Source organism: Marinobacter santoriniensis NKSG1, from assembly GCF_000347775.1.
Lineage (GTDB): Bacteria > Pseudomonadota > Gammaproteobacteria > Pseudomonadales > Oleiphilaceae > Marinobacter > Marinobacter santoriniensis.
Genome location: NZ_APAT01000015.1, coordinates 962,456 through 985,170, shown reverse-complemented (window position 1 = coordinate 985,170; position 22,715 = coordinate 962,456). Strand labels below are relative to the sequence as shown.

Here is a 22,715-nt window from a genome sequence, read left to right as displayed (position 1 = left end):
GCCTCTGTTGCGACGTCAGCCAGATCAGGCGTAGTCATACTCCCCGCCCTTTTCAAGGGCCTTCCGGTAAGCCGGTCTTGCATGAACCCGCTCCACCCAGGCGGTGATGTGAGGCCGGCTGTTTCTGACGATGCCTCGTGCCACGGAGGCTTCCAGCGGAAAGCTCATCTGAATGTCCGCTGCACTCAGTGTATCTCCGACAAACCAGGTGTTTTTCGCCAGGTGGGATTCGACAAAATCCAGATGCGTCTTGATCATCGGGCCGATAAACATCTGGTTGGTTTTGTCAGAAATGCCTTTCGCCACCGGCTTGACGAAAAACGGCATCGGACTGGTTTTAATCTTCTCAAACACCAGTCGCATCACCAGTGGCGGCATCAGGGAACCCTCGGCGTAGTGTAACCAGTAGGTGTAATCCAGCCACGCCTGGCTGCCGGCCTTCGGTAACAGGGTGTCTTTTCCATAGGTGTGGGCAAGGTATTCGATAATCGCGCCAGACTCGGCCACGACCAGGTCGCGGTCGGTGATTACGGGTGACTTGCCCAAAGGATGCACCTGTTTGAGGCTTGCCGGTGCCTGCATGGTTTCGGGATCACGCTGGTAACGTTTGATCTCGTAGGGTACCTCCAGCTCTTCGAGCATCCACAGGACACGTTGTGAGCGGGAATTGTTCAGGTGATGAACCGTAATCATGCACAAACTCCGTTTGCATCAGAAAATGGGTGGGCTTGAAAGGGTAGGCCGGAAATCGCTTTTTGGTTCACTTATTTACAGCAAACCGGCTCTTATCATGTCAAACGTATCCAGAATTCGCGCGACAAACTGATCTTTTGGTCGGAACGTGCTCTGGGTGCTGACAGTAACATCTCGTTCCAGATGATCCAGCAACTTGTGCAGACGCCGGCGATGCAGGCCGATTGCCGCCTGGACCGGATCGGAAATAACACCGGACAAAGCGGCAAATGCTGCCAGTGCGGCCATGACCGCGACCATCACGGTGGCCGTTGTTGCCAGCGATGGCTCCGGCGGAAACCAGGTGTAGTACCACTCGCCGATGGTTTCGCCGAGAACGAAGTCCCGGACAGCCATGGTTTTCGCCAGCATGGAGGCCAACACGACGCCGAGACCAATGCCGCCGGGGGTAAACTTTTGGAAAGCAAACGCCCCCAGTACAGTGCATGAAAGGCTGTTGGTGATATCGGCCGAGGCCGTTCGGGTAACGCGATATTGACCGAGGGCATCGGCGATCAGCGGTTCAATCAGCCGGGTGAATTGTGGGTGATCGATGGGTTCACGACTGTGGTGCGCGTATAACTCCTCCAGGGCTTCCAGCAGGTAGCTCTCCAGCAGTTGGCCTTCCCGCCCATCGTTCAACAGATCCACCTGGATCAGGTCCGAGATGTGCTGCTGTACCCGGGTGGTAAAGCCGGCCGGTACGTGATCCGCCAGAGTATGAAGCCACGTCAGGCCGGTTCGGTGGCGTGTCAGGATCCTGATCACGCAGGCCAGGGCGTACACCGGTGCCCAGAGCAGATTGAGCGGTGCGCGCAGCATGTCCCATCCCAGGGCGACCCGATTGGTGGCAATGGCGCCGGGGTAATGGAAGTGGCGGTCAATGAACGCCGGTATGCGGTCACGACAGTCCTGAAAATAGCGCTCGATGCCGGAGCGGATGGCCTGCTCGATCTCGGCTTGGGAAACCTTCTGCTCGTCGCTTGTGATGGGGGGCATAGAGGCAGATACGTCAGCAGCAGGTGAGTGTCCGGGGTATTTAACCGCAATTGCCGCGGGTGGGCCACCTGGTGACCGTGACCATGGTCAGCCGGTTTGCTAAGATGCGCCGCTCGCGTTTGACCATCTGGATGGTCAGGCTTAATGGAAAGTAAATCAAGGAAGATTCCGCGTATGAATTCTCACCCTCCCTCTGTCTCTGCACCGCTTGCATCCCCGCGTAAGGCTGAGGCCGGCCCTCCCCTGAGCTGGATTTTTGAATCCATCCGTTTGTTTCGTGCCCATTGGGGCGTTGTACTCTCGGCGTACCTTGTGGTGTTGGTGGTAACCCTGCTGCTTCAGGTTGGCGTGGTAACGCTGATGACCGGTGCCGGGTTTGCCGTGACGGCCCTGGCAGGCATCGTGGTATTTGTCGTGTCCTGTCTTCTGAATGCCGGGGTATTGGCGGTGTTTCATGGTGTGGCAGAACGTCGACCGAGGTTTTCGGACGTGGTGTCCGGTTTTAACGGCCACACGGTACTTCATATCGTGTTGATGCTCGTCATGATGATTCTGATGGCCGTGGCGGTCGCGGGTATTGTTTATCTTGTCACTGATGTTTCAGCCGTGTCTGGCCAGGCGTTTGGACCGGCCGGTTTCGAACACTGGATGGACGGCGGTCTTGGCGCCCGGAATGGTGGGATGGCCCTGGGGCTTTCCATTATTGTTGGCCTGATTCTTCTTGGTCTGTTCGCGGCGCTGTTCTCGTTTGTCATTCCACTGATCGTGATTGCCCGGCAGGGGGTGATGCGGGCGATGGCCAACAGTTTGCGGGCCAGTATTCGTAACGTCCTCGTTCTGCTGTTTTTCGGGATCAACGCCATCGTATTCATGCAGCTGTTGTTTATTCCCGTTTTCGCAATTGGTGCGGCCAGCACGTCGATGATTGTGATGGGGGTGTTAGCCTTTATTACCTCGATTGTCTGGGGCGCGGTGCTGGGAGGCGCTTATTATTTGTCTTTCCGGGATATCTTCCTGGAGGCGGTTTCGCCGGAAACCCGGGCGATGGATGAGCAACCCTTGCCTGCCTGACGGTGGTCAATCCGCCCATAGCGAGTCATCCGAACAGCCCCCTTCCGGGGGCTGTTTTCATGTGGGCCTGGCGTGTCAGGCTGCGGTGGAAGAGCTGTAATCTGCCTGCTCCAGCCATTGGAACATGGCACCCTGGACATCCCCGAAGAAACGGCCACCGATGGTCCAGTGATCGCAGCCAGGAAGTTCCACGAGCTTGCAGCGATCGCCGTAGCGCTGGGCAATCTGGCGCTGGATGCGGATCGGGGTGATGCGATCCGCGGTTCCGCCGACGATCAGGATCGGGCAAGAGATGCTGTCCGGCTCGACGTTGGCGAAGGCTTTTCGGGTAAACGCCGCCAGTGTCATCTGGAAGGTCACCATTCCGGATTCGTAGCCGCAGTGTTCGAAGATGTCCCGTTGTTTTGCCTCACTCTGCGCATTGGCGATACCGTATTGGACGTTGGCCAGTCCCAGTTCGGTGGCCTGTCTCCACAGCGGAAAACGCAGCAGGTTGCGTCCGAGGGTGCGAAACACGGACAGCCCCAGGCCGTTTATGCCGGCCGGCGCTGCTGAGGACAGCAGAATCACCCGCTCGCAGGGAATCCGGGCGGCAGTAAGCTGCGCCAGCAGTCCGCCCATGGAATGCCCCACCAGAATGGGAGCACGGTCCAGCTTGCTGGCGTGATTCACCAGAAAGCGAACGTAATCCTGCAGCCGGGTCTGTGCCAGTGCCCTTCGGCTCTCGGCGGAGTGGCTCGCCCTCGGGGCGTGGTGGGGCAGCGTGAGTGCCTCCACCGGGTAGCCCTGTTCGCTGAAGGCGTCGCGCACTTCGCTCATGGTGTCGGCGTCGCTCCACATCCCGTGGATCAGTAGCACCGGTGGTTTCTGGTTCGTACTCATGCTAGGTTCCCGCCTCCCGTCGCTCATGCCGTGGCCGTCATTGGCCGGCTGTCACGGGTGGTTGTCGCTTCCGGCTTTTCAAACTGCAGGATGCCATCATCGACGGGATCTTCCACCAGCATCTTCTTGTCTTTGCCGTAGTGCATGGTCACTTTCCAGGGGCCGCTCAGGCCCTGGCGGGGCATGCGGTCCTTGGCGCGGACAATGTAACCCGGCGCAAATTCATCCAGCATGCCGGTGCCGCTTTCCAGACCGTCCCTGTCCACCGGACGGACCACGTTCGTCCCGCGCCGGGCCATCTCATCGAACAGGCGGCAGATATAGCGGCCACCGATGTCACACTTGAGGGTCCAGGGGGCGTTGGTGTAGCCGAAGATCCAGGCGTAGTTCGGAACGTCCTGGAGCATGATGCCCTTGTAAGTGAGCTTGTTCGGCAGATCAACGGCCTTGCCGTCCAGCTGCAGTTCCAGGCCGCCCATGAGCTGAACATCCAGGCCGGTGGCGGTGACGATGATGTCGGCATCCAGGGTCTGGCCGGATTTCAGCACGATGCCGTTCTCGGAAAAGTGATCGATATGGTCGGTGACCATGTCCGCAGCGCCGGATCGCAATGTCTTGAAGAAATCGCCGTCCGGAGCGGCACAGAGGCGCTGTTCCCAGGGGTTGTAATTCGGTGTCAGGTGCCGCATGTCGACGTTCGGGCCGGCCTGACGGCGCATGTGGCGGAGCATGAACTTGCGCATGGCATTGGGCCAGCGCATGCACGCCAGGTAGAGCCCTCGCTGGAACAGGATGTTGCGTTTGCGCGCCAGTTTGAAAACCAGCTTTTTGGGCAGCACCTTGTTCAGGGCGATGGATATCTTGTCGGTGTCCGGCATGGCCATGATGTAACTGGGTGAGCGTTGCAGCATGGTCACGTGCCCGGCCTTTTCGGCCATGGCGGGTACGACGGTGATGGCCGTGGCGCCGCTGCCGATCACGACGACTTTCTTGCCAGTGTAGTCCAGGTCCTCCGGCCAGAACTGGGGATGCACAATCGTACCCTTGAAGTTTTCTTCGCCCTCGAAAGTGGGCCGGTAGCCGTGGTCGTAGTTGTAGTAACCGGCGCAGTTGAGCAGGAAGTTGCAGGTGAACTGGCGGGTTTCACCGGTCTTCTCGTGGGTGGCGGTTACCGTCCAGAACTGATCCTTGCTGGACCAGTCGGCGCCGGTAATGTGCAGGCCGTAGTGGACCTTGTCCTGCAGGCTGAATTCCCGGGCCGTCTCCTCGACGTAATGGCGGATGTCACCCCCTTTTGCCAGCACCTGATCGGAGTACCACGGCTTGAAGTTGTAACCGAAGCTGGCCATGTCCGAATCGGAACGGATGCCGGGATACCGGAACAGATCCCATGTACCACCCATGTTCTCCCGGCGTTCCAGAATCGCCAGGGTCTTCTGCGGATAGTTTCGGGCGATGTGGCACGCACTGCCGATGCCGGAAAGGCCCGCACCGATGATGATGAGGTCATAGTGGGGTGTTGCCATGCGGTTCTCCTTGTTATTGGTCTCGCACTTTTATCCATACTATGCCAATGCAGCGCCTTGACAATATTGCCGGATCTGGACATATTTTTGACAAATCGCGACAGGTAGCCAGTTGGAGGAAACGTGTCCAGTCTGATCCGGGCCACCAATCTCTGGGGGTATGATGAACTTGTCAGGAGCAAGGGCGGGGACCCGCTGCCATTGCTGGCAAGATACCGTATACCGCCGGAAGAGCAGCGGGACGACCAGTCGTTCCTGGTGTTCAGACACCTGACCGCGTTACTCGACGACACGGCCAACGAACTCGGTGATCCTGCCTTTGGAATGATGCTGGCGAGGTACCAGGGTATGGATATCCTGGGCCCCATCTCGGTTATTGCCCGAAGTTCCCTGACAGTGGGAGAGGCCATCAACAGCATCGCCCGCTACCTCCACCTGCATTGCCCGGCGCTGTCGCTGACCATGTCCCGGGTAACCATGAATGATGAGTCGGTGATCCGGTTTGTCTTCACGATTGATGGGGAAGGCGGGGGTTACCGGGCCCAGTCCCACGAGCTGAGTCTGGCAAACGCCATGCAGGTCATGACCCTGCTGTGTGGCGATGGGTTCGCACCGCTGGCGGTATATTTCATCCACGCCCGACTCGCCGACGAATCGGTCTATCGGAAAGTCTTTCGCTGTGATGCCTTCTTCGAGCAGGACTGGTGCGGGTTTTATTTGCCGGCGTCTGTCGCCTCCATGCCCCTGCCCAGCGCGGATCATCAGACCTGGCAGCTGGCCCGGCGTTACCTGGACGCCCAGCAGGCTCCCAACGCCAATACGCTCACCGAAGACGTGATCCGGCTGATCAATACCCTTTTGCCAACGGGACAGTGTACCAGTGACGCCATCGCCGCCCACCTGTCGCTGCACAAGCGTACCCTGCAGCGAAGACTGGCGTTGGAGGGAACCACCTATGAGCAGTTGCTGAACAACGAGCGCACACGATTGGCCCGCCAGTATCTGAGGGAACCCGATATGGGGTTCGGCCAGATCAGCGGGCTGCTCGGTTATTCCGAACAGTCTGCGTTTAACCGGGCGTGCCGGAGTTGGTTCGGACTGACGCCAAAAGGCTACCGGAAGCAGTTGCTGGGCTAGGTTTTGGTCAGAAAAGCGAAATACAGGCTCTGAATATGGCTGTGCAGCGTAGGTTCAAACTCCAGTTTGAACACCGTCAGAGGCGGACGTTCCATCGCCTTGCGGGCGGCTTCCGGCGGGTGGGTCATGTGCCAGCATCCGATCAGAGCCTGCTGGCATTGCAGGAGAAACTTGAAGCAGTCGCTCTCAGCATGTCCGGTGGCGGCCTGGATCAGTTCAGCGAGTCGTTGGGACTGTTCCAGCAAAAACAGTTTGAAATTGCGGGCTTCCTGTTCGGTCAGGCCGGTTTCCAGGGCCATGTGGAGGATGGCGGTCAGGCCGCAGAAGAGCGGGTGTGTCACCAGCAGCCCGGTCAGGTCGTCGGGTAGCGCCAACGATTGACGGCCTTCCGCATCGTCTACCAGGGCCGTGAAGGCGCGGCGATAGACGGCGATGAACAGCAGTTCCTTGCTTCTGAAATAGCGGTATAGCGCGGCTTTGGTGAGGCCGCTGGCGGCAGCGACATCCGCCAGGGTCAGCTGGTCATATCGGCGGTTGACGAACAACTCGGCTGCCGCATCCAGGATGTGCTGTTCCCTGGCGATTTTTTCCGCTTCCGTACGGGCGCGCTGCCGTCCACTGCAAAGCATGCCTTTCATCGAATTTTCAAGCCTGTAACCAGCCAGCGAGTCGCCGGGTAATGAACCGGGGAGAAAACTTGCCCGACCATATCATCAACCGGTTGCGCAGTCCGGGGATGACAATGGCCTTGCGCCGTTTGGCGAGGGCTTCGTTCACGACTGCTTCTGCGGACATCGCGCCGGCCTTGAAGAGTTTGGTGTCGGCCATGTTGGCTTCGGCCGCGAATTCCGACTCCGTGGCGCCAGGGCACAGGGCGCTGACTGTCAGGCCGGTACCTCTGAGTTCCTCGTGCAGCGCTTCCGAGAAGGACAGCACAAACGCTTTGGTCGCGTAGTAGATGGCCATGTTGGGGCCCGCCTGGAAGGCAGCACTGGAGGCAACATTGATGATGAAGCTGTTTTGTTGGGCTTTCAGGTTGGGCAGGAGCTTCCAGGTGAGTGCAACCAGAGAGGTGATGTTTACCTGGATCATGTTGAGCTGACGCTCCAGTGACAGTTCCCCGAAATCGCCCCGGTCGCCGAAGCCGGCATTGTTGATCAGGCCGGAGAGCTGCCACCCGGCGGCTGTCACAGCGGCAGCGACTTTTTCAGCTCCGTCAGGCGTGGCGAGGTCCGCGGCCAGGATCTCGACGGAAATTCCGAAGGCATCAGACAGTTCGCCCGCCAGGGCCGCGAGACGTTCCTCACGACGGGCAACGAGGATCAGATTCTGCTTTTCGGCGGCGAGGGCTCGGGCAAAGGCTTCGCCAATACCGGCGCTGGCGCCTGTGATCAGGACATGATTCATCTTGTTTTCCTTATTAAGTGAACGCTGGTCACTTAATATACGGTGCAGCCCTTCGGATGTAAATAACCCGCGGTTAATTATTTCCTGATGAGCGGCTGTTCCTATGAGTCGTTGGTCTGCGCCGCAATGCTGCTACGGATCAGCGGCTTGATGCTGGAGCCCTGAACGATGATGGAGAAAATCACCACAATGTAGGTGATCACCAGCAGCAAAGTATGCAGATCCACACCGTTGAAATAGGCGGCATGGCTGGGAATGGACGCTGCCATGGCCAGCGCCAGACCGCCCCGCAAACCGCCCCAGGTGAGTATCGCCACCGAGTGTTTGTCGTAGGTACGGAAACGGCGGAACGCCAGGTACGGCAGGCTGACACTGATAAAGCGCGCCAGCAGAACAGCAGGCACCGCCAGCAGGCCAAGAAGAATCTGCTCTCCGGTCACGGGCAGTGTCACCACCAGCAGCCCTATCAGCAGGAACAGGAATGCGTTCAAAACCCCGTCCACCGCATGCCAGAAGTTGCGGATGTTGCGAATGCTGCTCAACCGGGCCATGGAGGCGGCCTTCGCACGGGTGACGTTACCGAGAAAGATGCCACTGACCACCATGGCCAGGGCTCCGGAAACGTCGATGATATTCGCGAGGGCAAAGCCGGCGGTGGGAATACAGAACGTCAGCAGCAACCGGATATTGCCGTCCTCGCTCTTGACCAGCAGGAAGTGACCGATGACGGCCAGCAGCATGCCGAAGGCTATGCCGCCCAGGGCATCGGTCAGGAACAGATCCGCGACATTGGCAAACGTGGGTTCGGTATGGCTGAACGCCAGGGTCAGAATGGTGGTGAACACCACCAGGCCGACACCATCGTTGAACAGGGATTCGCCTTCGACCTGGATCGAGATGGAGGGCGGTGCCTTCATCTGTTTGATGATGGCCAGGACCGCAATCGGATCCGTCGGGCTGATCAGCGCGCCGAACAGCAGGCAGTAGATGAAGGGCACGTTCCAGCCCATTAGTCCCATGATCCAGTAGACGAACAGGCCTACCAGGAACGTCGAGGCCAGCGTACCGAACAGGACCAGGATGGTGATTTCCCATCGACGCCTGCGCATGGCCCGGAGGTCGATCTCCAGTGCTCCGGCAAACAGCAGCGGCCCGAGCATGCCCTCAAGCAACAGCGATTTGAAGTCCACATTGGATAGCATGTCGGAGACGGCCACGGCCGTCTGGTTGCCGAGCACTTTCACTGCGAGTATGAGAAGTAGTGAGATGACCACGGCCCCGCTGGTAATGGCGATGGTGGTCTGAAGGTTGAGGAAAAACTGATTGGCAAACGCCACCAGAATGGCGGTAGCTGAAAGGAAACACAGCAGATACCAGGTATCCATTGATTCTCCCGGATAAGAAACGGTTCATTCCCGGGCGTTAATACCCGGTGGTTAAGTATGATTGATAGCGCGACTTGAACTGGGCGAGGGTAGAGGGACGTGCCCGGGGTGGCGCCAAGCCGGTAGGATACCACCGAACCGGATACTGACCGAAGGTGTGGAGAAGGCGGCAGATGCGCTAAGTCAACAGGGCGTCACTGGCACTCGCGCGACGTTGATCTCATGGGATCTCTTCAAATAGCCGGCCGAGGCCGCGTTGAGGCGTCAGTTTTCCGCACAGGCGCAGGGCTTCCCAAAAGCTGACCTGATTGGCGGTCAGGACCGGTTTGCCCGTAGCACTCTCGATATCCGGAAGCCATGCGGCCGAGTGAAGGGCTGTGTCCGGTATGAGCAGCGCGTCCGCGTCGTTGTGGCTGTTGGCCACCGCAAACTCGATCACGTCGTCTTTTTCGAGTTCGCCTACCTCGGCAGCCGTTACAATGCCCCGGCTCGACACATGAACCACATTGATGTCGAAGTGATCCAGGAACTGGCAGAAGCGTTGGGCAACGTCTTCCGGATAAGTTGCTGCAATCGCAACGCTGTTCGCATTGATGGCGGTGATAGCGCGTGCAAACGCCATGGCGGTGGTGGAGGCGGGAACGCCCAGGGCTTTTTCCAGGGCATCGATCTGCTGGCGGATACCGTCCAGGCCCAGCACGAAACTCGCACTGGTGGAGGTCCACAGGACCGATTCGATTCCGGAGTCGGCCAGGGCTTCGGCCCCTTTCTGCAGCCGGGGGAGGCTACCCATCTCACTGAGCGCCTCAACCGTGTGGGTATCCTCAAGGAATCCGGTGTGGACAAGGTGAACCTCCGCAGGCGGATCGATCATCCGGCCTAACAAGGGGTAGTCATCCTCGGCAGCATGGCCGGGATACAGGAAACCAAGCCTGGGTGACGGGACTGTCCGGGACATGGGACCTCCTGCGCAGCAGTGGCGTCAGAACGAGTGGCCAAACAGCCCCAGCACACCCATTGCGATCAGGTAACCGGCGACAATGTAGTTGAGCAGCCGGGGAAATATCAGGATGCCGATGCCTGCGCCAAGGCTGATCAGCGGGGCCAATTCCAGGTGTATGGTCATAGTCTGAGCCTCACGTCGGGATCGTTGGTGTACTCACCATCAGCCTGACACTTGTATCGGTGCTCGGCAATCCCTTGCGAGCACCGGGGCCGGACGGGGAAACCTCAGAATGTCAGGCAGATCTTGCCGAAGTGCTGACCGGACTCCTCGTAACGGAACGCGTCTGCAATCTCTTCCAGCGAGAAAGAGCGATCAATGACGGGGTGCAGGTCGTTTGCCTCTATCGCGCGTATCATCTCCTGCTGATGTCGCCGGCTGCCCACGATCAGGCCCTGCAGGCGCGCCTGTTTGGCCATCAGTCGGGCGGTAGGGACGTCGCCGGCCCGGCCGGTGAGTACGCCGATCAACGAGATATGGCCGCCGATTCGCACCGCGTCAATGGACTCCGGCAGGGTGCCGGGTCCGCCGACCTCAATGACATGATCCACGCCTTTCCCGCCGGTCAACTCGAGGACACGCTTGCCCCAGGCGGGTGTGGTCTTGTAGTTGATGGTGTGGTCGGCTCCGAGGGCGGAGAGCCGTTCGAGCTTTTCGTCAGAAGACGACGTCGAAATCACCCGTGCGCCCATCATCTTCGCGAATTGCAGGGCAAAGATGGAGACGCCCCCGGTACCGAGCGTCAGTATGGTGTCGCCAGCCTTCAATCCGGCATCTACCACCAGCGCCCGCCAGGCGGTCAGCCCCGCGGTGGTCAGCGTTGCGGACTCGGCGTGGCTGAGGTTTTCGGGCGCACGGGTGAATCCCTGTGCAGGACCTGTCACCCGTTCGCGGGCGTAGCCGTCGATTCCGTCGCCGGGTGTCGTTGTGAAATTATCGATGGGGGCCGGCCCGTCCAGCCACTTCGGGAAGAAGGTGGAAACCACGTGGTCGCCGATCCTGAATTCGTCCACACCGGGACCGACAGCTTCCACCACGCCGGCGCCGTCGGCCATGGGGATTCGGCCGTCCTCCGTGGGTATGACCCCCGCAACCACTCCATAGTCATGGAAGTTGAGGGAGCTGGCATGAACCCTCACCCGTATTTCGCCTGGCCCGGGTTCACCAGGCTCGGGACCCTCGGTGATCTGCAGTTTGTCCAATCCGCCGGGCTGGGCGAGTGTGGCTCGCTTCATGGAATAGCCTCCGTCCGTTCATTTGTTGAGTGGTCCAAAGATCGTCAGATTCCCAGTTGCAGCCCGATTTCAATCACGCGGCTGGCAGGGATCTGGTAAAGCGATGTAGCGTGCATGGTGTTACGCACCATGAATGCGAACAGTTTGTCGCGCCAGGCCATCATGCCGTCTTTTTTCCGGTCGGCGATGACCGACGTCCTGCCGACAAAATACGTGGTGTCGTCCAGATCAATGGGCAAGTCCCGATGCTCGATACAGTAGGACAGATCCGAGGGGATATTGAACCCCTGCATGAAACCATAGTTGAGCCGGACTTCGTAAACGCCCTGGCCGAACGCTTTAACCTGCATTCGATCCTCATGGGAGACTCGCGGATCTCGGGTCATTTTGACGTTCACGATCACGATGTTTTCGTGCAGAAGTTTGTTGTGTTTCAGCAGCTGCATCATGGCGTTGGGGACTTCTTCCGCCCGCGCGGTGAAAAACACACCGGTGCCGGGGACCCGGTGGGGCGGGTCGTGTTCGAGACGGCCCAGCAGGGTTTCAATGGTGATGGTGTTGGCTTCGTAGGACTGGATCAGCAGCTCTGTACCACGGCGCCAGGTAACAATGACGGTGAAGATCACCGCGCCCATGGCTACCGGAAACCAGCCACCGCGGGGAATGGTTTCGGCGTTGGCGGTGAGGAAGGCCAGATCCACGGTGAGAAACACCAGCAGGAAGAGGCTTGCCTTGGCAAGGCTCCAGCCACCCCGTTCGCGGGCCACGTTGAATGCGAGGATCGTGGTCACCAGCATGGTCGCATTTACACTGACACCGTAGGCCGCCGCCAGGTTGTTCGATGAACGGAAGGTGAGCACCAGGGCAATGGCCGCGATCATCAGGAACCAGTTGATTCCGGGCATATAGATCTGGCCGTGGGAGTGCTCCGAGGTCTGCTGAACCTTCAGGCGTGGTACAAAGCCGAGCTGCACGGCTTGACGGGTCAATGAAAACGCGCCGGTAATGACCGCCTGCGAGGCGATGATGGTGGCCGCTGTGGCGAGGCCGATCAATGGAAACAGCGCCCAGTCCGGTGCCAGATGGAAAAACGGCTGCAGCGTACCGTCCGGCTTGTCCAGCAGCAACGCACCCTGGCCGAAGTAGTTCAGCAGCAGGGCAGGCAGCACGAAATAGAACCAGACCACGCGTATCGGTGTCGCGCCGAAATGGCCGAGGTCTGCGTAGAGGGCTTCCCCGCCGGTGACCACCAGGAACACCCCGATCAGCACCAGAAAGCCCGCCAGGTTATTGCTCGCGAGAAACTGCACTGCGTACCAGGGCACGACCGCCTTGAGCACTTCCGGATGATCCATGATGCTGTTGATGCCCAGGGCGGCCAGGGTCAGAAACCAGGCCACCATGATCGGCCCGAACATGGCTCCAACCTTGGCGGTGCCGTGCTTCTGCATGGCAAACAGTACCACCAGAATGGCAATGGTCACGGGCAGAACGTAGCTTTCGAGTGACGGCGCGGCGACCTCCAGTCCCTCCACGGCGCTGAGTACCGAGATGGCCGGTGTCAGCATGGTGCCGCCGTAGAGCAGGCCCGCGCCGAACAGCCCCAGAAGGATCAGAACCCGCCGGGAGTGACTGTGTTGAGCCTGATCCGGCCGCAACAGCGCCAGCAACGCAAAGATTCCGCCTTCGCCGTGATTATTGGCGCGGAGAATGAAAACCATGTATTTCAGCGAGATCACAATGACGAGTGCCCAGAAGATCAGCGACAGTATGCCGAGGATATTGGCCTCGTTGATGGGCACGGGGCTGACGCCTCGAAAGCACTCGCGCAGGGCATAGATCGGGCTGGTGCCGATGTCGCCATAGACGATGCCAAGCACCGCGAGACCAATCGCCGCGCGTCCGGGTTCCGATGCATTTTCAGATTCGGTCATATACGCTCCCTTGAAGAACTTGCATGGCGACCCATCAATCACTGACAAGGGTTCCAACAATCACCATAGGAGATTCTGTCCATGAGTACCTACAAAGCGATCAATCTTGTTAAACGTCCTGAGGGTAATATCGGTCCGGATCTGTTCGAGGTGGTGGAGAAAACCGTTCCCGAGCCTGCCGAGGGTCAGTTTCTGGTAAAGCAGACCTACATGTCCCTGGACCCGGCCATGATGGGCTGGATGTCCGCCGACACCGATAGCTACATTCCGCGTGTGGAACTGGGTGATGTGATGCGTTCGTCCGGCATTGGTGAGGTCGTAGCCTCACGACACCCGGATTTTTCGGTGGGCGATCAGGTGATCGGAATGTTCGGCTGGCAGGAGATGGCGCTGACCGATGGTACGGGCGTTAATAAAGTCGACAAAGACCTGCCGCCGGAAATGGCGCTGTCGGTGTTTGCCCTGCCGGGGCTGACCGCCACACAGGGGCTTTACGGCTATGGTCACCCGAAGTCGGGTGAAACCCTGGTGGTTTCCGGTGCGGCCGGCTCGGTGGGTTCGATCGTAGGCCAGTTGGCCAAGGCCGATGGCCTTCGGGTGATTGGCGTGGTCGGAAGTGATGAAAAGGCCGACTGGATCGTCAACGACCTGGGTTTCGATGGTGCCGTGAATTACAAGACCGATGACCTGGGCGCGAAACTCGATGAATTGGCGCCGGATGGTATCGACGTCTACTTCGAGAACACCGGTGGTCCGATTCAGGATTATGTGTTCGAGCGCATGAACGCCCACGGCCGCATTGTAGTGTGCGGCATGATCGCCGATTACACCTCTTCGAACCCGCGCCCCGGTCCCAACTGGATGCGTATCATCAAGAAACGCCTGTCGATCCAGGGCTTTACCATGCCCGATCACCGGCACAAGACGAAGGAGCTGCAGGCCAAGCTTACGCCCTACGTGCAGAAGGGACAGATCAAATACCGCACACACGTTCTGGAGGGGCTGGAATCCGCCATGAGCGGTCTGTCTCTGTTCCTGACCGGGGGGAACAAGGGCAAGTTGATGGTCAAGCTCTGACGGAGCCGGGCCGGCGCGGAGTAAGATGCCGCCGGCCTTTTTGCAGCGTCAGGCCGTCTATTTGGCGGTCGTGACGTACTTCAGTACCTCAACCACCTGCTCGGGCGTCTGCGCCCAGGCCATGGCAGCGGCATCGACTTCCTTGAGCGGATGAACGATGTCGTCGCCGTGTAGCGTGACGTACGGCGTGCCCATGGCGGCGCAGAAGCCCGCGTCAAAGGCTGCATTCCACTGCTTGTATTTGTCCCCGAAGCGAATCACCGCCAGGTCACACTGCTCCAGCAGGGTCTTGGTGCGAATGCCATTTACCTTGGAGGACTGGTGATCCCGCCAGAAGGGTACATCCGGTTTGCCCAGAACATCCCCGGCGGCATCGCTGGCCTCGTGGTTGGTAACCGGCGCCGTGAATTCTACGGGTAAGCCCGCGGCTTCGGCACCGGCCTGAATCTGTTCGCGCCAGTCGGTGTGAATTTCGCCAGAGAGATAAACGGTCCAGATCATTGCAGGTTCCTTGAATGTTGTCAGGAGGGACTAGATACGAGCCAAAAGTAGATAGGGTGCATCATACTTTAAGGGGAAAGGAGAGTCAGCGTCAGTCTGGACCTGGCTGGTGTTTTCGACTCAATGAACTCCGGAAAACCTGAATCAATTACACGGGATGGAAAAAAGGGGCGATCTGTATCGCCCCCATACTTCAGTATGCCCGGTGCTTTTCTCAGCGCGGGTTACGGCGCATCGTCCCGTCAAAGAACCTGGCGAGTTCATTAACGTCACCAAGTGGCAGCACCTGCGAAACGTAATGGTCCGGTCGTACTACGACAACGGCCCCGTTTCTGTCGATACCGCGTGTTTCGAAGATATCGATTTCCGGATCGAGGGCGTAGACCTTCTCATAGTCAGTCACCTGGAAGGGACCCACCTTTGGCGCAAAAATGGCCGGGATATTCGGGCCGAATTCAATCTCGCCATGGGGTTGTTGGTAGATCACCTTGACGTCGAAGATGCTGTCCAGGTCCCAGCCCTCCGGGGTGTACTTCACGACTGGCGAATCGGGGGAACTGAACAGCCACTCCGCCCAGGCGGCCAAGCGGGAATCTTCCCCGGGACGCGCCTTGTCGGCAAAGGCGTAGATGCGCCAACGACCGTCGGCGGTGGCATGGTGACCGAGGTGAATGCCGTTGCCATCGCAAACACGCGTTACTCGCTCCGATTTGAACCGTTTGCCAACGGGGAAACCGGTGGCGAGGTTCTGATGATCTGTCGTACCGGTAATCATCGACTCCGTATACTCGGTCATGAAACCAGCCGGAAACTCCGCGGTTTTCACGTAAAAATCCGCGAGTTCTTTCGGATCCTCGAACTCCTCGGCGGGCTTGGCCATCAGGGTTGACCATTCCCTGTCGAAGTCGATCAGGTTCTGCGCGACAACCTGTCGTTCACTCGAATAGGTACTGAGCAGGGATTCGGGCGCGATGCCGGAGAGCACATGCCCAAGCTTCCAGGCGATGTTCCAACCGTCCTGCATGGATACGTTCATGCCCTGACCGGCTTTGGCGCTATGGGTGTGACAGGCGTCACCGGTGATAAACACCCGGGGAGATCGGGTGTCTTCCTCGCCGGGGGGGACGTCATCGAATTTGTCGGTCACCCGGTGGCCAACCTCGTAGACGGCGTACCAGGCGCAGTTCTTCACCTCCAGGGTATAGGGATGCAAGATCTGGTTGGCCTTCTTGATGGTGGTCTCCAGGGTGGTCTGGCGGATCTGGTGGTTGTCATCCTCGGGGACATCGCCGAGATCGACATACATCCGGAACAGGTGGCCGCCTTCCCGGGGAATGAGCAGAATGCTGCCCCCGCTTGAGGACTGAATGGCGCACTTGGTGCGGATGTCCGGGAAGTCGGTGGTGGCCAGCACATCCATGACACCCCAGGCATGGTTGGAAACCGCGCCGATGTGCTTCCGGCCAATCGATTCACGAACACGACTGTGAGCGCCATCACAGCCGATAACGTATTTGGCTTTCACGGTGCATTCCTGGCCTTCCTTGTCGCCCACGGTATGACGCAGTGTGACTTCGACCGGATAGTCCTCGCCGTCGTGAATCTTCAGCCCCACGAACTCCAGCCCGTAGTCGGGGGTCAACCGGGCGGGAGCATTTTTGGCGAACTCGGCGAAGTAATCGAGGACCCTGGCCTGGTTGACGATCAGATGGGGAAATTCGCTGATCTTGCCGCCGGGGTCATCCAACGCCACCGAGGATCGGGCAATGTGCGACGGATTATCGGCATCCGGGGCCCAGAACGCCATTTCGGTAATACGGTAGGCCTCTTCGGTGATTCTTCCCGCAAACCCGAACGCCTGGAACGTCTCGACACTGCGTGCCTGGATGCCGTCGGCCTGGCCGATTTCCAGACGTCCGGAGCGCCGTTCGACGATACGGGTGGTGATGTTCGGGAACTTCGCCAACTGGGCGGCGGCAATCATGCCGGCAGGTCCGCTGCCAACGATGAGTACATCCACGATGTCCGGCAGTGTTTCGGGGCGGTCAATGCCCGTGCCGGACGCTTCCTCGACCCTCGGATCAGTGGATACATATCCGTGATGGTGAAACTGCATGGTGACTTCTCCTTTTTTTGTTTTCTGGGACCGGACGGGCGGTAGTAAGACCCCTCTGTCCTGCCTCTGGTAGGAATCCGCTTTTTGTCGGTATGTGATGGCCTGATTTAATTTTGCGGAGTTAAGTCTATGCAGGAAATGTAAAAATCGGGTTTGTTATTGCACTTTTCTGTTTTGGGGCGGGTTGTCAGAACTCACGGCCTGCAGCTGCAGGCCGTTCCAGTCTCCGGCGCTTGGCCTCAGATGCGGCTTGAACCGGGAATAAATGACTCGGTGACCGAAGCCTGCGGAGCAGGAACCTTGTCGCCGCTGGCCGTGGATATCGGGAACACAGCGTTGATCTGGCCAGTCCCGGAGCTGCCGAAGTAGGGGGTCAGGACTTCGGCTTTCTGGTCGTACTCGGACCAGCCCAGTGCCCCCAGCAGCATGGCGGTGTCGTGCATGAAACCTTCACCATGGCCTTTGACGGCATACTCGGGCAGCATTTCGCAGAAATCGTCCCATTCGCCGTTTTCCCACATCCGGACCACTTCGTGATCCATGCGTTCCAGGAACGGAGACCAGGTTCTGGTAGCGAACTTTGGTGCCTGACCGTTCTGGGCAAAGCGATGGGACAGCGAGCCGCTGGCAAAAAACGCCACGGTACCGTCGTAGTGCTCCTCGATCGCCTTGCGCATTGCCCACCCCAGACGGGCACTGTCATTCAGGTAGTGAGCGGTACACATTGCGGAGACAGAGATGACCTTGAAGTGGCGGTCCTTGTTCATGTATCGCATTGGTACCAGAGTGCCGTACTCGGGATCGAGGGTGGTCTTGTCATGCGCCAGGGTTTCCACGCCCTGGGCATTGCATTCGGCGGCCAGCAGTTTGCCGAGCTCAGGATTCCCGTCGTATTCAAACTCCATATTCGAGATGAAATGAGGCAGCTCACCACTGGTGTAGTTGCCTTTGAAGTGTTCGCCACAGTTAATGTGGTAGCTGGCGTTTACCAGCCAGTGGGTATCGAAGACGACAATGGTATCTACGCCCAGCTCGCGGCAGCGGCGGCCGATCTCGATGTGGCCATCGATGGCCGGTTGACGAAAACCTTTCTGCGGACCGTCCAGCTCGGACAGATACATGGAGGGTACATGCGTGATCTTGGCGGCAAGCGCGAGTTTTCCCATGACTGTTTCCTTTTATTGTTGAACGTTGTGGGTGCATTGGGTGACAACGTGCCTTTTTGTTGATTTGGATTGGCAGCGCCTGGTTCCAGATTTTGTAACTCAATTATTCTCGGCTCTTCCTCGACAGGAAATGCAGTATTCACGTTAAAAGTTGCACTTTTCGGTTTCATTTCCCGGGCTGGCCTGATTCCCCGGCTGTCCTCAGGTGGTTTCGAACGGGGCTTACGCCTCTGCTTTCACGCGGTATCGCCGAGTGTGCGCGAAATAGTGAGCAGCGAGCGCTGCCAAGGGAGCCAGACAGATGCACACGGCAATTGGCAGAACGCCTTTGCCGAGCAGCAAGGGCATCAGCTGGGCAATCACGGAGCCGGTCAAAAGTTGTATGAACCCCATCAGCCCCGAAGCGGTAGCCGCCGATGTGGGAGAGCAGCTGATTGCTGCAGATTGTGCGTTGGGCTGGCTCAGTCCGCGGCCGAACGTAACCAGGGCCATTGGCAGAAACAGCGTGACGTAGCTCAGCTCTTCTCCGATCGCGAAACCGAGCAGTGCCAGTGCGCCGGTCAGTGAAAGCGCGTTGCCCAGTAACATGAGCTGATCGGTACTGGCGTATCTGGCCAGCCGTGTCGACAGGAAACTGCCAGACATGAATGCCAGCGAAACCGACAGGAACCAGGTGCCGAACAGGGCAGAGTTGCCACCCAGATGGTCGACTATGTAGGGAGCCGTGCCCACGAATATATAGAAAGCCGTGGCGATGAAGGTGGTGGAGAGTGCGTAGCCGAGATATCCGCCGGAGTTGAAGACACCGGCGTACCGATCAATCACCGTCCCCAGTTTCAGGTTGTCAGTTTTGTCACGGCAGGTCTCAGGTAACTGCAGTAAGGTTACGATCAGTGCGACGGCGCCCATACCCAGCGAAACAAAGAAAATGGATTGCCATCCGGCCAGGACATTCAGGTAACCGCCGAGTGTCGGCGCTATCGCCTGGGCGGTCGCAATTGCCATGACGACATAACCCATGCGGCTTGCGGCTCCCGCGCGGCCGTAGATGTCGATGATGATCGTGCGCGCCAGGACCATGGCTGCACTGCCCCCGAGTGCTTGAAGCACACGGCCGGTGATCAACAGTGCGACATCCGGCGCGAATGCCGCCAGAAGGCTTCCAAGGATATGGAGGACAAGTCCGCCCAGAAGCACAGGGCGTCGGCCGAAATGGTCTGCAAGCGGACCCGAGAGTAATTGGCCGAATGCCAGGGTAAACAGGTAAGCGGTAAAGCTGAGCTGAATAATCCCGATGTCGGCCTGGAGGTCCCGCGCAGCGTCAGGCATGGCCGGTACGAACAGATTCAGCGCCAGGGGGCTCGCCATCGCAATGAGGGTCATCAGGCCGATTGACGGTGCACTTACCGGGGTGTTGGCTGTCATTTTTGACGCTGTTTCAGTGTGGGGCGTGGACGCGGCGCCATCCGGGACCTCCCGATGCGCAGAGGTCTTCAGGGTTTTACATCGCAGAATTTGTTCAGCAGCTCTTCGAGCTTTTGCATATCACTGGACGAGAAGCGTTCGGTCATTTCCTGATAGCGTTCTTCAAGGAGTGGGCTCATCCTGGCGAACATTTCCTTGGCCTGATCGGTGAGACTGATCAGGATCCGGCGCTGATCTTCGCTGGATTTCCGGCGCTTTATGTAACCCTGCTGTTCCAGTCGGTTGATGATGCCGGTGAGGCTGGGGCTGAGAATGCAGCACAGTTCCGCCAGTTGTTTGGATTCCAGTTCCTCGAATTCGTTGAGCGCCCGGATGACCCGCCATTGCTGCTCGGTCAGCGGGATTTCCTGAAGCAGGGGGCGGAAAAAGGCCATGGCAGCCTCGCGAGCCTTGAGCAGTCGGAGGGGGAGCGAGTCATTAAACTTGCGCATGAATTGGATTACCCTGGTAGTCCGGTCTCTGGAAATTCGCCTGATAGTTGCGAAAAGCAGCAGATCGTTATTTTATTAATGTGTTAACGAATGTCTAGTGTGTTCCGCGAACCGCCGTGTGCTTGCGGAATTGCTGGGCGGTCATCCCGGTATGCTTCTTGAAGAAACGAGAGAAATAAGCGGGATCCGAGAAGCCAAGCTGGTAGCAGATCTCGTTACTGGAAAGATTGCTGAAAATCAGCAGGCGCTTGCTTTCCTGAATCATCCGGTCGTGGATCAGCCGTTTCGGGGATGTGTTGGCAATTCGCTGACACGTCTGGTTCAACCGACTTTCGGAAATTGCCATCTCCGTGGTGTAGCGAGGCAGATGCCATTGGTCGTGGAAGTGTTCCTCGATCATATCGGTGAAGCGGCGGAAAAGGCGCAGATCTTCACTGTTCACAGTCCTGCTGGCGGACCGTTTGAATGAGAGTCTGGCCATGCGGATCAGTAACAGCCGGACCAGGCTCTTCAGTGCCAGCTCCTTTGCCAGCTGATCACCTGACCATTCCAGCTGGATGTCCTCCAGTATGCCGGCCAACAGCATCCATTGGGTCCTCTGCTTCCGGGGGAGCCGATCCCGTTCCAGGCAGATGCCTCCGGTAAGGCTGGTGTCGACATCGTGCCCGACATTGTCCTGCATGAGTTGCCATACCAGTGACTGGTGGATTGTCAGGACGTGCCCCCGGGCACTGGGGTCGGTGCGAAAGGAATGGGGGATCGACGCGGGCGTATAGAAAAAGGCGGGCCCGGTTACTTTATAGATCTTGTCATCGATATGAAAATCGATGATGCCACGATCAATATAGTGAATCTGGACATACTGGGCATGTCGATGCACCGGCATGTCACGACCATAGAAAGCAGCCAGGTTTTCCAGTACATCATAGTGGATGGGCGCATCGAGATAGCGCCTGTCGTAATCCTGCCCCAGGATGATGTTGGGAATCCATTCCGTATGATCGGTTTCATTCATGGTGCGAATATAGCAGAACCCGGATAGAGCCGGAGCCCCGCGCAATGACAAGGGCTCCGGATGGTCAGGCCTGCAATTAGCCTTTGCCCAGTTGAGGTACCCGGTGGGTACCGTGTGCAATGCAGACGTTCTTGGTTTCCATGTAGAAATCGAAGCTCCAGTCGCCCCCGTCACGGCCGATACCGGACATCTTGATGCCCCCGAACGGCGACGGCAGGTTACGGTTGTTTTCGGAGTTCACCCACAGCATGCCGGCTTCCACATGCTTGGCCATGCGCATGGCGCGACCGGTGTTCTCGGTCCAGATATAGCCGGACAGTCCATAGTCCGTGTCGTTGGCGATTGCGATCGCCTCCTCCTCGGTATCGAAGGTTATTGTGGTCAGTACCGGACCGAAGATCTCCTCCTGTGCGATGCGCATCCGGCTGGTGGCTTCGGTGAACAACGTCGGTTCCAGGTAGTTGCCGGCCGGGTCCAGAGCGCCACTTGCCTCGGTGATGCGCTTGCCGCCTACGGCGACGTTGGCGCCGTCCTCTTTGGCAATGTCGAAGTAGCTCGACACCTTGTTGTAATGCTCTGTGTGGACCAGCGGACCGACTTCGGTATCCGGATCCAGCGGGTGGCCCACTTTCAAATTACGTACTCGCTGTTCCAGTGCGGCGAGGAACTTGTCACGAATGCCGCTCTGGATGAGCAGACGGCTCGAGGAGGTGCAGCGCTGGCCGTTGAGGCTGTAGATCATGAACACAACTGCATCCAGGGCCCGCTCGAAATCGGCATCATCAAACACGATCACCGGGTTTTTGCCACCGAGCTCGAAATGCATCCGCTTCAGGCTATCGGCACCTTGACGCATGACGTGGGAGCCGGTAGCGGATTCCCCGACCAGTGCCACGGCTTTGATTGCGGGGTGTTCGGTCATTCGCTTGCCAACGCTCTCACCGAAGCCGTTGACCATGTTCCAGACGCCCTTGGGCAGCACTTCATCGGCGATCTCGGCCAGGATATAGGCACTCAGTGGCGTCAGCTCGGCCGGCTTGTGGACAACCGTACAGCCCGCCGCCAATGCCGGTGCGATTTTCCAGGTAGACAGCATGAACGGTGTGTTCCAGGGCGTGATGATCCCCACGGGACCAATCGCCTTGCGGACCGTAAAGTTGGTGTGCTCCTGTTGCTGAAGGGCAAGCCCGTCCTGGGCTTCCGGCGCCTTGTCGGCGAAGAACCGGAAATTGGCAGCGCCGCGCTCTGCTGCCTTTTTCATGAAGCGGACCGCCTGGCCGCAATCCATGGACTCGACCAGGGCGATTTCGTCGGCTCGCTCAACCAGACGGTCGGCAAATTTGTTCAGCAACCGCTTGCGTTCGGCGCCCGGAGTGGCTGCCCAGGCTTCAAAGGCGTCTTCGGCGGCCTTGCAGGCGGCATCCATATCGTCCGTGGATCCGGCCATGATCTTGCCGATGGCAGTATTGTCGGTCGGCGTGATGTTGTCATATTCTTTGCCACCATTCCCCAGGGTGAATTCGCCGTTGATGTAATGGCCGGTGGTGTTGTTCCTGAAGCGCTCCAGGTAGCGCTGGGCACGTTCCAGGTTGGTCGCGTAGGTATCGCTCATG

At 58.6% G+C, this 22,715-nt stretch carries 21 protein-coding genes; 3 read left to right on the top strand and 18 right to left on the bottom strand.

Annotation, left to right across the window (positions count from 1 at the left end):
• Positions 1-24: 24 nt before the first annotated feature.
• Together MSNKSG1_RS10310 and MSNKSG1_RS10305 are read right to left on the bottom strand one after the other, a co-directional pair.
• A complete protein-coding gene (locus MSNKSG1_RS10310) occupies positions 25-693 on the bottom strand; it encodes a glutathione S-transferase (protein WP_008939205.1) in 669 nt (222 codons plus the stop codon).
• Positions 694-768: 75 nt separating this feature from the next.
• A complete protein-coding gene (locus MSNKSG1_RS10305) occupies positions 769-1,731 on the bottom strand; it encodes a DUF6635 family protein (protein ID WP_008939204.1) in 963 nt (320 codons plus the stop codon).
• 174 nt (positions 1,732-1,905) lie between these two features.
• Between MSNKSG1_RS10305 and MSNKSG1_RS10300 the strand changes: the two genes are divergently transcribed.
• A complete protein-coding gene (locus tag MSNKSG1_RS10300) occupies positions 1,906-2,802 on the top strand; it encodes a hypothetical protein (RefSeq protein WP_008939203.1) in 897 nt (298 codons plus the stop codon).
• 75 nt (positions 2,803-2,877) lie between these two features.
• Here MSNKSG1_RS10300 and MSNKSG1_RS10295 read toward each other — a convergent pair whose 3' ends face one another.
• Complete coding sequence (locus MSNKSG1_RS10295) at positions 2,878-3,684, bottom strand: alpha/beta hydrolase (protein ID WP_008939202.1); 807 nt, start codon at positions 3,682-3,684, stop codon at positions 2,878-2,880.
• Positions 3,685-3,707: 23 nt separating this feature from the next.
• On the bottom strand, positions 3,708-5,210 hold the full coding sequence (locus MSNKSG1_RS10290) for a flavin-containing monooxygenase (RefSeq protein WP_008939201.1): 1,503 nt from the start codon (positions 5,208-5,210) through the stop codon (positions 3,708-3,710).
• A 123-nt stretch (positions 5,211-5,333) separates the two neighbouring features.
• Here MSNKSG1_RS10290 and MSNKSG1_RS10285 point away from each other — a divergent pair, with 123 nt between their 5' ends.
• Positions 5,334-6,347 carry an AraC family transcriptional regulator gene (locus MSNKSG1_RS10285; protein ID WP_008939200.1) on the top strand — a complete coding sequence of 338 codons (1,014 nt, stop codon included), beginning with the start codon at positions 5,334-5,336 and terminating at the stop codon, positions 6,345-6,347.
• Here the strand turns inward: MSNKSG1_RS10285 and MSNKSG1_RS10280 are convergent.
• From MSNKSG1_RS10280 to MSNKSG1_RS10255, 7 genes are all read right to left on the bottom strand, one after another.
• Positions 6,344-6,985: a TetR family transcriptional regulator gene (locus MSNKSG1_RS10280; RefSeq protein WP_008939199.1), complete on the bottom strand. Its 642-nt coding sequence runs from the start codon at positions 6,983-6,985 to the stop codon at positions 6,344-6,346. The two genes, MSNKSG1_RS10285 and MSNKSG1_RS10280, sit on opposite strands and share 4 nt — an antisense overlap.
• A gap of 7 nt (positions 6,986-6,992) precedes the next feature.
• Entirely contained in the window at positions 6,993-7,754 is a 762-nt protein-coding gene (locus MSNKSG1_RS10275) for an SDR family NAD(P)-dependent oxidoreductase (RefSeq protein WP_008939198.1), read from the bottom strand.
• Positions 7,755-7,855: 101 nt separating this feature from the next.
• On the bottom strand, positions 7,856-9,139 hold the full coding sequence (locus MSNKSG1_RS10270; protein WP_008939197.1) for a cation:proton antiporter: 1,284 nt from the start codon (positions 9,137-9,139) through the stop codon (positions 7,856-7,858).
• A 220-nt stretch (positions 9,140-9,359) separates the two neighbouring features.
• Positions 9,360-10,097, bottom strand: a complete 738-nt coding sequence (locus MSNKSG1_RS10265; protein ID WP_008939196.1) for a maleate cis-trans isomerase family protein — start codon at positions 10,095-10,097, stop codon at positions 9,360-9,362.
• A 24-nt stretch (positions 10,098-10,121) separates the two neighbouring features.
• On the bottom strand, positions 10,122-10,265 hold the full coding sequence (locus MSNKSG1_RS18930; protein ID WP_008939195.1) for a DUF3096 domain-containing protein: 144 nt from the start codon (positions 10,263-10,265) through the stop codon (positions 10,122-10,124).
• A 104-nt stretch (positions 10,266-10,369) separates the two neighbouring features.
• Positions 10,370-11,377: a zinc-dependent alcohol dehydrogenase family protein gene (locus tag MSNKSG1_RS10260; protein WP_008939194.1), complete on the bottom strand. Its 1,008-nt coding sequence runs from the start codon at positions 11,375-11,377 to the stop codon at positions 10,370-10,372.
• 44 nt (positions 11,378-11,421) lie between these two features.
• Complete coding sequence (locus MSNKSG1_RS10255; RefSeq protein WP_008939193.1) at positions 11,422-13,311, bottom strand: potassium transporter Kup; 1,890 nt, start codon at positions 13,309-13,311, stop codon at positions 11,422-11,424.
• Between the two features lie 81 nt (positions 13,312-13,392).
• Here MSNKSG1_RS10255 and MSNKSG1_RS10250 point away from each other — a divergent pair, with 81 nt between their 5' ends.
• Positions 13,393-14,388, top strand: a complete 996-nt coding sequence (locus MSNKSG1_RS10250; RefSeq protein WP_008939192.1) for an NADP-dependent oxidoreductase — start codon at positions 13,393-13,395, stop codon at positions 14,386-14,388.
• A 57-nt stretch (positions 14,389-14,445) separates the two neighbouring features.
• Here MSNKSG1_RS10250 and MSNKSG1_RS10245 read toward each other — a convergent pair whose 3' ends face one another.
• From MSNKSG1_RS10245 to hpaE, 7 genes are all read right to left on the bottom strand, one after another.
• Positions 14,446-14,889 (bottom strand): YtoQ family protein, encoded by a 444-nt coding sequence (locus MSNKSG1_RS10245; protein ID WP_008939191.1) that lies wholly within the window; start codon positions 14,887-14,889, stop codon positions 14,446-14,448.
• Positions 14,890-15,103: 214 nt separating this feature from the next.
• Positions 15,104-17,005 carry an FAD-binding monooxygenase gene (locus MSNKSG1_RS10240; protein ID WP_008939190.1) on the bottom strand — a complete coding sequence of 634 codons (1,902 nt, stop codon included), beginning with the start codon at positions 17,003-17,005 and terminating at the stop codon, positions 15,104-15,106.
• Positions 17,006-17,244: 239 nt separating this feature from the next.
• The gene (hpaD, locus tag MSNKSG1_RS10235; RefSeq protein ID WP_008939189.1) at positions 17,245-18,171 is read right to left on the bottom strand and encodes a 3,4-dihydroxyphenylacetate 2,3-dioxygenase; all 927 of its coding nucleotides are present in this window, start codon (positions 18,169-18,171) and stop codon (positions 17,245-17,247) included.
• 222 nt (positions 18,172-18,393) lie between these two features.
• Positions 18,394-19,668, bottom strand: coding sequence for a multidrug effflux MFS transporter (locus MSNKSG1_RS10230; protein ID WP_264622969.1), 1,275 nt, complete (start codon positions 19,666-19,668; stop codon positions 18,394-18,396).
• Positions 19,665-20,087 carry a homoprotocatechuate degradation operon regulator HpaR gene (gene hpaR / locus MSNKSG1_RS10225; protein WP_008939187.1) on the bottom strand — a complete coding sequence of 141 codons (423 nt, stop codon included), beginning with the start codon at positions 20,085-20,087 and terminating at the stop codon, positions 19,665-19,667. The genes MSNKSG1_RS10230 and hpaR overlap by 4 nt, the downstream gene beginning before the upstream one ends.
• Positions 20,088-20,181: 94 nt before the next feature.
• Positions 20,182-21,102 (bottom strand): 4-hydroxyphenylacetate catabolism regulatory protein HpaA, encoded by a 921-nt coding sequence (gene hpaA / locus MSNKSG1_RS10220; RefSeq protein WP_040886848.1) that lies wholly within the window; start codon positions 21,100-21,102, stop codon positions 20,182-20,184.
• 76 nt (positions 21,103-21,178) lie between these two features.
• Complete coding sequence (hpaE, locus tag MSNKSG1_RS10215; RefSeq protein ID WP_008939185.1) at positions 21,179-22,714, bottom strand: 5-carboxymethyl-2-hydroxymuconate semialdehyde dehydrogenase; 1,536 nt, start codon at positions 22,712-22,714, stop codon at positions 21,179-21,181.
• Position 22,715 lies beyond the last annotated feature (1 nt).